The organism is Brucella ciceri (assembly GCF_041930145.1).
Lineage (GTDB): Bacteria > Pseudomonadota > Alphaproteobacteria > Rhizobiales > Rhizobiaceae > Brucella > Brucella intermedia.
The window spans coordinates 532321-545348 of record NZ_JBHEEV010000002.1; the positions used below are offsets into that span (position 1 = coordinate 532321).

Here is a 13028-nt window from a genome sequence, read left to right on the forward strand (position 1 = left end):
CAACCAAATTCTGACAAACTCACTGTGAATTACGGCTTCTTTTGCCATTCCGAAAGTTTCGCAAATGGCGAAACGGGCTTCTCTTCCCCATCATCGTCCCCGAAAACCTTCGGCTCGCTATCGTCCGGCAAGCCTGGCTTGCGGGGATAGGGATCGATGGCGAGATCGAAGAATTCCTCCGCAATCGCACCGACATCGATCTTGTCGCCGACAAAAACTTCCGGACTGTCCGCGCCTTCCGCATCGAGCAGCATTTCGCCGCTATCATCAAGCTGAATTCGCGCCAGCCGTGAATTTTTCGGCACGAAAATCGTATCGACTTCCTCGGCAATGCTGTTGGTCAGCGGTTCCAGCGTCACGACGCAGGATTGAACGATTTCCGCGTCGATACGGCCACGCACCCGGATACCATCCTTTTTCCAAGGCGTAATCAGAAACTCTGCGGCAAAGGCATTCACGGCCTCAAGCCCATGGTCTGCCGCGAGCGCTGCGCGCTCTTTCTCATCCGTGCCTATTTTCACCGTTACGCCCTTTTGCGGCAGGTGAAGAACCGGAACAGGATAGGTGAGCGCCGGTTTATCAGTCATTCTCATTGGCCTTTTTCAGCATTGTTCGTTGGCGCAAAGTCGCCTTTGGCGCGCATCTTATCCGAAAACTGTTTTACACTTTTCAGGATGCGCTCTTAAGTTTTGTTCCCATGCATGTCTCCCAAAACCGGTTCCCACTTTTCGGAGACATGCTTTAGTCTGCATCCATATAGGAAATGTCGCCTGCCACCAAAGCGTCGTCTGCAATTTTTTGCAGCCGGTCGCGGCACGCCAGCACATATTCAGCCAAATGGTGGGCATGCGGCCAGAATTCGAGATCCGGGCGGATGTTTCGCGTCAGGGCCGCCGCCAGCGCATCGCCATCATTCGCGTCGAGCGCCTCGCCATAAGCCGCGACGCGGCCATAGAACATGCGCGCAAGCTTTTTCATGCGCTTCGGCACGCCCTGGTCGCCGATGCCCAGTTCGCGAAGCGAATGGTCGACATCCTTGAAAAACTCGTCGGCGATTTCCTGCGCGAGATCGGCAAGCGCCCTGTTTTCTCCCCTCATGCGGTGAAGCGCGAGGAAAATATGAAGGGAAAGCATTTCATAACGGCCCAGCGGCGTGTCAGGCACCTGAAATTGTGCATAGAACCGTTTTTGCCGCGCCGCCGCCACGATCACCTCGTAAACGCGAAGCATAATTGCCTCGTTTGCTTTGGATTTGCGGCGGAAAAGTTGGAGAATCATGTCCGTACGACCGTTCCAGTTGCATAAATAAGCAAGGTGGTTTACCGAAGTTCTCCCGACGGCGAAAGTGCCGCGCTGATTTAGAATGTATGGAGAGGTCTTTGTTGCAGCGAATTTTTCCAAGCATGCGCACGCAGCGTGCTCTTCTCGCAGGCACGGCAATTCTCGTCTCAGTGGCGCTTGCGGGGTGCAATACTGCATCCACGCTTAATCCGTCCGAAACTCTGACAGAGGGTTACGTACTCGATCAGAACGCGCTTGATTCGGTCCCTGTCGGCTCCAGCCGCGAGCAGGTGCTTCTGGCGCTCGGCACGCCGTCCACCACCGCGACCTTCGACAATGAAGTGTTCTATTACATTTCGCAGAAGCGTTACCGCGCCGCGCAGTTCATGAAGCCGAAGATCATCGAGCGACAGATCCTCGCCATCTATTTCGACAAGGACGGCAAGGTCGAGCACATCGCCAATTACGGCCTGAAGGACGGCAAGCTGTTCGATTTCGTGTCGCGCACGACGCCGACCGGCGGCAAGGACCAGAGCTTCCTCGGCCAGATCATTCAGGGCGTGTCCAAGGCCCCGACATCCTTGCCGGGCGCCGCAGGCGGCCCCAGCAACTGATCCTGCCGATACCTCCAAAACGAAAAACCCGCCTTCACGGCGGGTTTTCTTTGTTTGAAGCTCAGTCCGTCAGGACATATGCGCCAGCACAGCCAGCAGCAGCAGGGCCACGATGTTGGTGATCTTGATCGCCGGATTGACGGCTGGACCGGCAGTATCCTTGTAGGGATCGCCGACCGTATCGCCCGTCACCGATGCCTTGTGCGCTTCCGAACCTTTCAGGTGCTTCACGCCATCGGCATCGGTAAACCCGTCCTCGAAGCTCTTCTTGGCGTTGTCCCATGCACCGCCACCAGATGTCATGGAAATTGCGACGAACAGGCCATTGATGATGACGCCCAGAAGCGATGCACCAAGGGCTGCAAAGGCCGCAGCCTTGGAGCCTGAAATAAGCAAAACGCCGAAATAGACGACAATCGGCGCCAGCACAGGCAGGAGCGACGGGATGATCATTTCGCGGATTGCCGCCTTCGTCAGAAGATCGACCGCACGGGCATAATCCGGGCGTTCCTTGCCGGTCATGATGCCCGGCTTCTCGCGGAACTGGCGGCGCACCTCCTGAACCACCGCGCCCCCGGCCCGGCCCACGGCGGTCATCGCCATGCCACCGAACAGATAAGGGATAAGGCCGCCAAAGATCAGTCCCGCAACTACATAGGGGTTGGAGAGATCGAAGGAGACAGGCCCCATATCCGCGAAATAGGGATAGGTCTGCCCGTTGGCGGCAAAATAGGCCAGATCGTTGGAATAAGCCGCAAACAGCACCAGCGCACCAAGCCCCGCCGAACCGATGGCGTAGCCCTTGGTGACAGCCTTGGTTGTGTTGCCCACGGCATCCAGTGCATCGGTGGCCTTGCGGACTTCCGGGTCGAGACCGGCCATTTCCGCGATGCCGCCGGCATTGTCGGTAACCGGGCCGAAAGCATCGAGCGCTACGATCATGCCCGCAATGCCGAGCATGGCGGTAACGGCGATAGCGGTCCCGAACAGGCCCGCAAGCTGGTAGGTCGAGATAATGCCGCCAACGATCACGATTGCCGGAAGCGCGGTCGATTCCAGCGAAACCGCCAGCCCCTGGATGACGTTGGTGCCGTGCCCCGTCACAGAGGCCTGCGCGATGGAATTGACCGGGCGCTTGTTGGTGCCGGTATAATATTCCGTAATCACCACGATCAGACCGGTAACGATGAGGCCGATCAGCCCGCAGATGAAGAGATTGGTGCCAGTGATGCTTTTTCCGGCGACCGTTCCGATCTCGCCCCAGCCGATCGTCAGCGTGTTGGCGACGGCAAGCCCGACAATGGAAAGCAGGCCCGTTGCGATCAGCCCCTTGTAGAGCGCGCCCATGATGGAGCCATCGACGCTGAGCTTGACGAAGAAAGTGCCCACGATCGACGTAATCACGCAGGCGCCGCAGATCATCAGCGGATAGAGCATGACGCTTGAAAGAACATCCGATCCGTTGAAGAAGATCGCGCCGAGAACCATGGTGGCAACAACTGTCACCGCATAGGTTTCAAACAGGTCGGCGGCCATGCCTGCGCAATCGCCGACATTATCGCCGACATTGTCCGCAATGGTCGCGGGGTTGCGCGGGTCATCCTCCGGGATACCGGCTTCCACCTTGCCGACGAGATCTCCGCCAACGTCTGCGCCCTTGGTGAAGATGCCGCCGCCAAGACGCGCAAAGATGGAAATAAGCGAAGCGCCGAAGCCGAGCGACACCAGCGCATCGATAACGGTGCGATCAGAGGGCGCGTAACCAAGCCAGACGGTGAGAATGAAATAGTAGACGGAGACGCCGAGCAGCGCGAGCCCGGCCACCAGAAGACCGGTAATGGCCCCGGACTTGAAGGCCAATTCCAGCCCCCCGGCAAGGCTGAGCGATGCCGCCTGCGCAGTGCGCACATTGGCGCGAACCGAAACGTGCATTCCGATGAAGCCGGTGACGCCCGACAGAACTGCACCGATCAAAAAGCCGATTGCCGCACTGATCGACAGCAGATACCAGGCGGCGAGAAAAACCACGACGCCAACGATGGCAATCGTTGAATATTGTCTTGTGAGATAGGCTGAGGCACCCTCGCGGATGGCTTCAGCAATTTCCTGCATGCGCTGCGTCCCCTGATCGGCTGCGAGAACCGAACGGATCGCCCATATGGCGAAAAGAACGGAAAGCACGCCGCAGGCAATGACGAGAACTAAGACTGCCACTCCCATTTGCATAAAGGCCAACTCCCATTGAGCGCATCCCGAAAAATGTGAAACGATTTTCGGAAAATATGCGCGGCCACCCAGACAATTGGAGCGCCGGCCTGCCGCAACAGATCGGAACGCGCTCCATAGCTCGCGCTGGCTGCCGTCTGACCGCGAGCCGCGATGTCGGCAGACACGTGCGCAGGATAGGCCCGAAAACCCCTCCCCGGACCCGACTGAGCGGCATGGAAGTGCCTGAAGCCAATGCAAGATACCGGGCTTCTTCGGTATATTCGCCAGGAAACTTACGCCTTGGATTCAATGAATTGGCGCGATTCCCTGCATTTCAGCATTCTCAATGCCGCGCGACCAACATGCGAAACGGTTTAACAAACGTCAAGTCGTTCTTTGCCAGCGTACAATGAAAGAAGGGCTGCGATTTCTCACAGCCCTTCTTTCAGGATTATCGTCGGCGAAGCCGGATCAGCGCGGCTTCACGCCACGGCTCTCGCCACGAATGACAAACGCCAGACGATCGAGCACGGCATTGACCAGCTTCGGCTCTTCCTCCGTATAGAAGGCCTTGGCGATATCGACATATTCCGACACGATGACTGCCGTCGGCACGTCCTTGCGCGTCTGCAATTCCCATGCACCGGCGCGGAGAATGGCGCGCAGCGTCGAATCGAGACGCGACAGCGGCCAGTCCTCCGTCAGCGCCTGATGGATCATCGGGTCGAGCTTCAGCTGCTCATCCACGACGCCGGCTACGATTGCGCGGAACCATTGCGGATCGGCATCGAGATACTGCGTGCCGTCCACTTCCTTGCCGAGGCGGAAAGCTTCGTATTCGGCCACCACTTCCAGGACGCCCGTCCCGGCCACATCCATCTGATAGAGCGCTTGCACGGCAGCAAGACGGGCGACGCCGCGCTTGTTGGCCATGCGCGGGGCATTGGGAGTCGGGCGGCCTCCGGTAGAAGAACTCATAACGATCAGACTCCGAACTTCTTGCGCAGGTCGATCATGGTCAGTGCGGCGCGGGCAGCAAAACCGCCCTTGTCCTTGTCAGCGCGGCGGGCGCGAACCCATGCCTGCTCTTCGTTCTCGACGGTCAGGATGCCGTTGCCGATGGCGATGCTCTCCTCGACCGAAAGGTCGGTGAGCGCGCGACAGGATTCATTGGCAACGATATCGAAGTGATAGGTTTCACCACGGATGACCGTGCCCAGCGCGACATAGCCATCATATTCCGTGCCGCCATTTTCTTCACCGTCGAGCGCAAAGGAAATCGTCGCCGGAATTTCGAGAGCGCCGGGAACCGTCACGACATCATAGGTCGCCCCTGCCTCATCCAAGGCTGCCTTTGCGCCATCCAGAAGCGCGTCGGCGAGATCATCGTAGAAACGCGCTTCAACAATAAGCAAATGCGGCGCATGCGCCTCGTGCTTGGACATGAGAGACTCCATGACAAATCTTGCGGACCGCAACGATTGCGGTCAACGCTTAAAATCGGGAAATGCTGTTACAGCTTTAGAGTTTTAGGCTCTAAGCCTATTTCTGATATTGCGCAAGCCTTGCTGCGTATCGTGCCAGCTGGTCGATCTCGATATTTACCTTATCGCCCGCTTTCCGCTCGCCCCATGTTGTGACTTCCAGCGAGTGGCGGATCAGGAGCACATCGAACTCGTTTCCATCGACACCATTGACCGTCAGCGACGTACCATCAAGGGCAACCGAACCCTTCTGGGCGATGAACGGTGCCAGTTCTTCCGGCGCGCGCAAGGTGAAACGCACGGCGTCGCCCTCTTCCTTGCGGTCGATGATTTCAGCCTGTCCGTCCACATGGCCGGAAACCAGATGACCGCCCATTTCGTCGCCAAGCTTCAGCGAACGCTCCAGATTGATGTTGCGTCCGTTCTGCCAAGCGGAGATCGTGGTGAGGCGCAGCGCCTCTTCCCATGCCTCCACCTCGAACCAGCGGGCATTGGTGCCTTTTTCCGGCAGCGCCACCACCGTCAGGCAGACCCCGGAACAGGCAATCGACGCGCCCAGTTCAATCGTTTCCGGGTCATAGGCGGTCTCGATACGCAGAAGGACGCCTTCATTCAGCGGCTTGATCCGGTCAACCTTGCCTATATCGGTGATAATGCCTGTAAACATCAAATCTTCCTTACATATTCTGCATAGGCATCGTCGCCATAGCGCGCCTGCCTCAGAATTTTGAATTCGTCTGCGATATGGGTTTCAAGGCCGTCCACGGCAACCCCATGTTCCGAGCCGATTTCAACCGGCGAACGGAAGATGGCAAGCCGGTCCACCAGCCCCTCGTCGAGAAAGCTCTTTGCAACGCCCGCGCCGCCTTCAACGAGAACCGAGGAAATGCCCTGCGCGGCAAGATCGTCCATCAACTCGGGCAATGCGATGCGGCAATCGTCGGCTTCGGTCGCGAGGATGCGGCAACCGGCAGCCGTCAACTCATAACGCCGTTCGGGCGACGCCTCCTCGCCGCAGGCGATCCACAAGGGCTGGGCATCGGTGGTCTGTACGAGTCTTGACGAAAGCGGCAGGCGCAATCCGCCATCGAGCACCACGCGGACCGGCGAACGCTGTCCCAGCCCCCGAAGGCGGCAGTTCAGAACGGGATCATCCGCAAGCGCTGTTTCAATACCGATCAGGATAACATCTGTCTGCGCGCGGAGGATATGGGACTGCGCACGCGCAATCGGTCCCGTTATCGCGACCTGTCCCTCGCCGCGCCTGCCGATCATGCCATCAGCGGAAAGCGCAAGTTTCAGAATCACTTCCGGGCGCTTCTTCGCAGATCGATTCAGATAGCCCGCCAGATCGTCGGCAGCCTGATCGGCGAGAATGCCGGGTACGACCTCTATCCCTGCTTCACGCAGGATGGCGAAGCCCTTTCCGCTGACCCGCTCGTCCGGATCGGTCGCCGCCGCCACGACACGCGCCACCCCTGCCCGCACCAGCGTTTCGGCGCAGGGCGGCGTGCGCCCGTGATGGGCGCATGGCTCCAGCGTCACATAAGCCGTCGCGCCACGCGCGGCGTCTCCCGCCTCCGCCAGCGCCTGCGGTTCCGCATGGGGCCTGCCGCCCAGCGCGGTCACGCCGCGCCCGACGATGACGCCATCCTTGACAATGATCGTGCCGACGGACGGATTGGTGCCGGTCAGCCCCTTGTGACGGCGCGCATAACGGATCGTCGCCTCCATGAAGCGAACATCATCCGAAGTCACGTCCGAATGCGGAAACTTGCTGCCACTCATGCTCAAGCGTCCAGATCGTCCTCGGTTTCAGGAACCGTCAGCTCGTCGATGACATTGTGGAAATCGACGGCCTTGCTGAAATTGCGATAGACTGACGCAAAGCGGATATAGGCGATATCGTCGATGCCTTTCAGCGCATCCATGGCCAGCCGCCCGATCTCGTCGGAGGTGACTTCCGCTTCGCCTGAACTTTCAAGCTGGCGGACAATGCCTGAAATAGCCCGTTCAACCCGGTCATTATCGACATCGCGCTTGCGCAACGCCACCTCGATGGACCGCGTGAGCTTGTCGCGATCGAAAGGAACGCGACGCCCGCTTTTCTTCACGACCATCAGGTCGCGCAACTGCACGCGCTCGAAGGTCGTGAAACGCCCGCCGCAAACCGAGCAGACACGACGCCGGCGGATGACAGCACCGTCTTCCGCCGGGCGGGAATCCTTCACTTGCGTATCTTCAGACTGGCAATAGGGACAACGCATGGAACTCTTTCAATTTCAATATCGGCAGCTTCAAAACTGGCAACCTTAACACTGGCAATGGACCGCTCATATGTGGGGTCACTCCCCTTGAAAACTCAAGAGCGCGCTCTCCGTAGCCGATTCCTGCCGATCATAGCCGATTAGTGGCAATCCACCTACCGGATGGGAGAATGAAAAAAACCCCGCTCAACAGGGTTGAACGGGGTTTTCTCTCGATCATGGAAACCGGCTTATCCCTGATAACCGTACATCGGGAAACGGTCGGTAAGCGCGATGACCTTTTCCTTCACGGCCTGTTCGACAGCGGCATTGCCTTCGTCGGAATTGGCAACCTTCAGGCCGTCGAGAACTTCGGCGATCAGCGAACCGATTTCCTTGAATTCAGCAACGCCGAAACCACGCGTCGTGCCGGCAGGCGTGCCAAGACGAACGCCGGACGTGACGAACGGCTTTTCAGGGTCGAACGGAATGCCGTTCTTGTTGCAGGTGATGTTGGCGCGGCCAAGAGCAGCTTCTGCACGCTTGCCCGTCGCGTTCTTCGGGCGCAGGTCAACCAGCATCAGGTGGTTGTCGGTGCCGCCCGAAACAATGTCGAGGCCGTGGGACTTCAGCTCTTCGGCCAGTGCGCGCGCATTGTCGACGACGTTCTTCGCATAGAGCTTGAACTCCGGCTTCAGTGCTTCCGCGAAGGCGACAGCCTTGCCAGCGATGACGTGCATCAGCGGGCCACCCTGAAGGCCGGGGAAGACAGCCGAATTGATCTTCTTGGCGATGTCGGCATCGTTGGTGAGGATCATGCCGCCACGCGGACCGCGAAGCGACTTGTGCGTCGTCGTGGTGCAGACATGCGCATGCGGGACCGGCGAAGGATGAACGCCACCGGCAACCAGCCCGGCGATATGCGCCATGTCGACCATGAGATAGGCGCCGACTTCGTCGGCAATCTCGCGGAAGCGCTTCCAGTCCCAGATACGCGAATAGGCGGTGCCACCGGCAAGGATGAGCTTCGGCTTGTTTTCGCGTGCAAGGCGGGCAACTTCGTCCATGTCGAGCAGGTGGTCGTCCTTGCGGACGCCGTAGGAAACGACATTGAACCACTTGCCGGACATGTTGACCGGCGAACCATGCGTCAGGTGGCCACCGGAATTCAGGTCGAGGCCCATGAACGTGTCGCCCGGCTGGAGCAGCGCGAGGAACACGGCCTGGTTCATCTGGCTGCCGGAATTCGGCTGAACGTTGGCAAATTCTGCGCCGAAGAGCTTTTTGGCGCGTTCGATGGCCAGTTCTTCCACAACGTCGACATACTGGCAGCCGCCGTAATAGCGCTTGCCCGGATAGCCTTCGGCATATTTGTTGGTAAGGATGGAACCCTGTGCTTCCAGAACAGCGCGCGAAACGATGTTTTCCGAGGCGATCAGCTCGATTTCATGACGCTGACGACCGAGTTCGTTGCGAATTGCACCGAAAATCTCGGAATCGATGTCCTCGAGGCTTGCATTGAAGAAAACGTCGGAAGACGCGTTCTTGGCGGCGGCGTTGGCTTGAGACATGTTTCACACCCTCCGGGTTAGCCGGTAAAAGCTATATGGATGAGGCGCATTATCACACTTGAGCGCACAAGGCCAATGGCCGCAAAGCGAAAAGCTTATTCCAAAATGCGGCAAACCGATTTGATAATTGAGCCAAGACGAAAAAGCCGCCCGGAACGGGTCCGGACGGCTTGAAACGCGCAGTCGAGATGAGAATCAGGTGTCGGTGCCAAGCGCGAGGGCCGTTGCACCGTCCATCTTGTAAATGTCGTCGCGGAACTGCACCACGCCGTCGCCGGTGGACCATGCGGAAATGTAGACGAAGTGCAGCGGAACCGGATCGGCAACCTGGATCGGCGTGTTCGTACCCGACTTGATCGTATTTTCGATGGTCTGGCGATCCCAACCGGCCGTGTTCTTCAACAGCCATACGTCGAGATCGCGGACATTCTGGACGCGGACGCAGCCGGAAGAGTCGAAGCGCATGAGCTTGTTGAAATAGCTCTTCTGCGGCGTGTCGTGCATATAGACCTGATGCTGATTGTGGAAGTTGATCTTGGTCGAGGACATGGCGTTGATCTTGCCCGGGTCCTGACGGAACATCAGCTTCACTGCATCATCCGTGTTCCAGTCCACGGTTTCAGGCGCAACTTCCTGACCGGACTGGTCGTAGAGACGGATTTTGTTCTTCGCCAGATATTGCGGATCCTTCCGCATCAGCGGAATGATGTCCTTCTGGATGATCGACTTGGGCGCGGTCCAGTAAGGATTGAGAATGACTTCGTGAATCTTTGAGTTCAGGATCGGCGTCTGGCGATCGATCTTGCCGACAACCGCCGTATGACGCTGCACGACGCTGCCGCCTTCAACGGCTTCGATGCGCGCGGCCGGAATGTTGACCATCACGAAACGCTGTTCCTGCATGCCCTGATCGGCCAGTGGCGAAAGCCGCTGGAGATTGGTCTGGAGCTGTCCGAGGCGCGTATTCGCGTCCACGTTCATCGCGGCATAGGTGAACTGCCCCATGACGCCATCGGCAGGCAGGCCGTGACGGGACTGGAAGCGCTTGACGGCAGCATCGACATAGGTGTCGAACGAGCTGGAAAGACCGGCTTCCTGCGGCAGGTCGCCGGAAATCATGAGACGCTTGCGCAGCGCCTGCACGGCGGGATCGGTCACGCCGATCTGGAGCTTTGCATTGCCCGGCACGCTCGGCCAGCCGCCGCGACCGGCAATGTCGGTATACTGCGCGATGGCAGTCTGGAGATTGCCGACCGTCTGGGGGCTCAGAACCGGCTGGTTGGTCGCGACGCGTTGTCCGCCCGTTGCACGGGCATCGAACTGGTCGTCCCAGTTGCCGCGCCGCGGCGCTGCGATAACATCAGTCAGAACCTGCTGGGCATAGGCCGAGGAAACCATGGCGGAGGCTGCCACGGAAAGGCCGGCGGTTGCCGCGCCGCGCAGGAAACTGCGGCGATCTACTTTGAAAGCATCGGCTGGTCTGTCGGTCTTGGTCATCTTGCGTAGTCCCAAAAGGCTAACCGCTCGCGCGGGATCTTCCCAGAGAATATCAGCAATAGTTCAGCAAGGCGATATCCGGACAGAAAGCGATGCGACGATGCCCGCTTATCCGAAATTCGACTTTCGAGCCCATTCCTGAATGAAGGAGGCACAATATTGCCCGTGCCATTGTAAAACGCTTATGTCGTTTTTTATGGCTTAATCATGTCGCATGGCCGGAATTTCAAGCCACGCGCCTTACGATTGAGAGCTTCACAGCGCCTTATTCTTCTCAATGGCAGCCTGTTGTGACAGTTCTGCAACAAACCATCAGTCAGCCAGAGGCGGCGAGCCGAGATCAGAGGCGGTATGCGATGCTGTCGTTCCAGAAGCGGTCGAGACGCTGCAGCGACTTGTTCATCGCCATGAATTCATCGACCTGAATACCGCCAATCTGCTCGATGGAAGAGATATGGCGTTCGTAGAGCGCGGCCACCTGATCGGCGATGGCATTGCCCTTGTCCGTCAGGCTGACGCGCACCGAACGGCGGTCGACACGCGAGCGCTGATGATGGATGAAGCCCATCTCGACCAGCTTCTTCAGATTGTACGAAACGTTGGAGCCGAGATAGTAACCGCGCGAGCGCAGTTCGCCTGCCGTCAGTTCCGAATTGCCGATGTTGAAAAGCAGAAGCGCCTGCGTCGCATTGATGTCGCTCTGGCCGTTGCGGTCGAACTCGTCCTTGACGACGTCGAGCAGGCGGCGATGCAGGCGCTCGACCAGCTGGAGGGCTTCCAGATAGAGCGAGCGAAGTGCGGTTTCCGGTGTCGTGAGCGGAACGGACAACTCCGTCTTGCGCTGTGCGTTGATCATTTCTTTTGCCTCTCTGCCGGAGCCGCATTCCATGAAACCATGATGCAGCTCTCTGTCCTGTTTTACGCGGTGTATTGTTTCTCACCGTCTTGAGAGCAATTTAGGGGAGATGCATAAAATTCGACTTAAAAGTCAGCCTTAACAGTAACTTACCGGCAAAATTGGCCATTCAGGCTTAATGTTTGCTTACTCCGCGGCGACCTTGAGCCTGCTCCGCAATGCGCTGTTTTGGCGTAAAATGCCGGTTTTCCGGGCCTTGGAAAGCGCGTCACATTAAACTTTCGTCATTTGAGAAGTATGTGGACAGGAGCTAGTTACCGGCTATCAACATTCCATTGGAGGGACCATGACGCTTCGTTTCGCACAGTATTTTGTGGTCGGCGGACTGTTAAGCTTTACCGGCTTCACGAATTTCGCTCATGCCGAACCCGTTTCCGCCGCTCCGCAAATGACCATGTACAAGGACCCTTATTGCGGCTGCTGCGACGGCTGGGCCGAACATATGAAAGCCGCCGGGTTCAATGTGACCGTGAAGGTCGAGGAAGCGATGGACAGCGTAAAGGCAAAACATGGTGTCGCCGCCAATCTTGCCTCGTGCCACACGGCGGTCGTCGATGGATATGTCATTGAGGGGCATGTTCCGGCTGGCGCGGTCAAGCGGCTTCTGGCGGAACGTCCGCAGGCAACGGGGCTGACCGCCCCCGGAATGCCCATGGGCTCGCCCGGCATGGATATGCCGGGCAGCAAGGCCCAAACCTATGATGTGCTGCTTTTCAAAGGCCAGATGACGAAGCCCTTCGCCCGCTATGAAGGAACGCAGCCGCTATAGAATCTATATCGGCAGGCTCGCGCGGGCCTGCCGTTTCTTCTCAAAGAAGAGCAGAATGCGAAATGCGATAAATATGACGATGCAGGCCGCGTTGAACCCGACCGTGAGCGGCTTGTACTCGAAATGTCGCGAAAAAACGGAATAGATGGCGATTTCGCCGAGTGCTGCCACGAACCATAGCACAGGCCCCCAGGGCGCCCGCATCCATAGTCCCGTTGCCGCGACCGGCATCAGAACAGCCAGAGCGACGACCGCCGTCTGCCAGGTCCATGGCATCAGGTCGAACCGCCACAGAAGCCCGGGATGAATACCGATCAGCCTGACCCAGTAGAACACACCGCTGGCCAGCGCCACGAGCGCGAGTATCCGGATGAACCATGTGAAGGCCCATTCGGTTCCGCTGGGCTGGATATGCTGGCGCAGCTCGTTCATATGCATCAGG

14 protein-coding genes are annotated in these 13028 nt (G+C 58.3%); 2 read left to right on the forward strand and 12 right to left on the reverse strand.

Going from position 1 to position 13028, the window contains the following annotated elements:
• Window positions 1-29: 29 nt before the first annotated feature.
• Window positions 30-587, reverse strand: coding sequence for a YceD family protein (locus JNC63_RS05765; RefSeq protein WP_025091373.1), 558 nt, complete (start codon window positions 585-587; stop codon window positions 30-32).
• 154 nt (window positions 588-741) lie between these two features.
• Window positions 742-1278: a ubiquinol-cytochrome C chaperone family protein gene (locus tag JNC63_RS05770; protein WP_025091372.1), complete on the reverse strand. Its 537-nt coding sequence runs from the start codon at window positions 1276-1278 to the stop codon at window positions 742-744.
• A 101-nt stretch (window positions 1279-1379) separates the two neighbouring features.
• Between JNC63_RS05770 and JNC63_RS05775 the strand changes: the two genes are divergently transcribed.
• Complete coding sequence (locus JNC63_RS05775) at window positions 1380-1895, forward strand: outer membrane protein assembly factor BamE (RefSeq protein ID WP_006466492.1); 516 nt, start codon at window positions 1380-1382, stop codon at window positions 1893-1895.
• Window positions 1896-1964: 69 nt separating this feature from the next.
• On the opposite strand, the gene JNC63_RS05780 is transcribed toward JNC63_RS05775, so the two are convergent.
• The 9 genes from JNC63_RS05780 to ldtR form a co-directional block, all read right to left on the reverse strand.
• Complete coding sequence (locus JNC63_RS05780; protein WP_021587783.1) at window positions 1965-4121, reverse strand: sodium-translocating pyrophosphatase; 2157 nt, start codon at window positions 4119-4121, stop codon at window positions 1965-1967.
• 453 nt (window positions 4122-4574) lie between these two features.
• On the reverse strand, window positions 4575-5081 hold the full coding sequence (nusB, locus tag JNC63_RS05785; protein WP_006466489.1) for a transcription antitermination factor NusB: 507 nt from the start codon (window positions 5079-5081) through the stop codon (window positions 4575-4577).
• Between the two features lie 5 nt (window positions 5082-5086).
• A complete protein-coding gene (locus JNC63_RS05790; protein WP_006472785.1) occupies window positions 5087-5548 on the reverse strand; it encodes a 6,7-dimethyl-8-ribityllumazine synthase in 462 nt (153 codons plus the stop codon).
• A gap of 97 nt (window positions 5549-5645) precedes the next feature.
• Window positions 5646-6254: a riboflavin synthase gene (locus JNC63_RS05795; protein WP_006472784.1), complete on the reverse strand. Its 609-nt coding sequence runs from the start codon at window positions 6252-6254 to the stop codon at window positions 5646-5648.
• Window positions 6254-7375, reverse strand: a complete 1122-nt coding sequence (ribD, locus tag JNC63_RS05800; RefSeq protein WP_025091371.1) for a bifunctional diaminohydroxyphosphoribosylaminopyrimidine deaminase/5-amino-6-(5-phosphoribosylamino)uracil reductase RibD — start codon at window positions 7373-7375, stop codon at window positions 6254-6256. Before ribD ends, JNC63_RS05795 begins: the two co-directional genes overlap by 1 nt.
• Window positions 7376-7377: 2 nt before the next feature.
• The gene (gene nrdR / locus JNC63_RS05805) at window positions 7378-7854 is read right to left on the reverse strand and encodes a transcriptional regulator NrdR (RefSeq protein ID WP_006466485.1); all 477 of its coding nucleotides are present in this window, start codon (window positions 7852-7854) and stop codon (window positions 7378-7380) included.
• 230 nt (window positions 7855-8084) lie between these two features.
• Entirely contained in the window at window positions 8085-9404 is a 1320-nt protein-coding gene (glyA, locus tag JNC63_RS05810) for a serine hydroxymethyltransferase (protein ID WP_006466484.1), read from the reverse strand.
• 195 nt (window positions 9405-9599) lie between these two features.
• Window positions 9600-10901 carry a L,D-transpeptidase family protein gene (locus JNC63_RS05815; protein WP_025091370.1) on the reverse strand — a complete coding sequence of 434 codons (1302 nt, stop codon included), beginning with the start codon at window positions 10899-10901 and terminating at the stop codon, window positions 9600-9602.
• A 340-nt stretch (window positions 10902-11241) separates the two neighbouring features.
• Window positions 11242-11757 (reverse strand): transcriptional regulator LdtR, encoded by a 516-nt coding sequence (gene ldtR / locus JNC63_RS05820; RefSeq protein WP_025091369.1) that lies wholly within the window; start codon window positions 11755-11757, stop codon window positions 11242-11244.
• Between the two features lie 346 nt (window positions 11758-12103).
• On the opposite strand from ldtR, the gene JNC63_RS05825 reads away from it, so the two are divergent.
• On the forward strand, window positions 12104-12586 hold the full coding sequence (locus JNC63_RS05825) for a DUF411 domain-containing protein (protein WP_006466481.1): 483 nt from the start codon (window positions 12104-12106) through the stop codon (window positions 12584-12586).
• Between the two features lie 3 nt (window positions 12587-12589).
• On the opposite strand, the gene JNC63_RS05830 is transcribed toward JNC63_RS05825, so the two are convergent.
• Window positions 12590-13024 (reverse strand): DUF6163 family protein, encoded by a 435-nt coding sequence (locus tag JNC63_RS05830; RefSeq protein WP_006466480.1) that lies wholly within the window; start codon window positions 13022-13024, stop codon window positions 12590-12592.
• Between the last annotated feature and the right edge of the window lie 4 nt (window positions 13025-13028).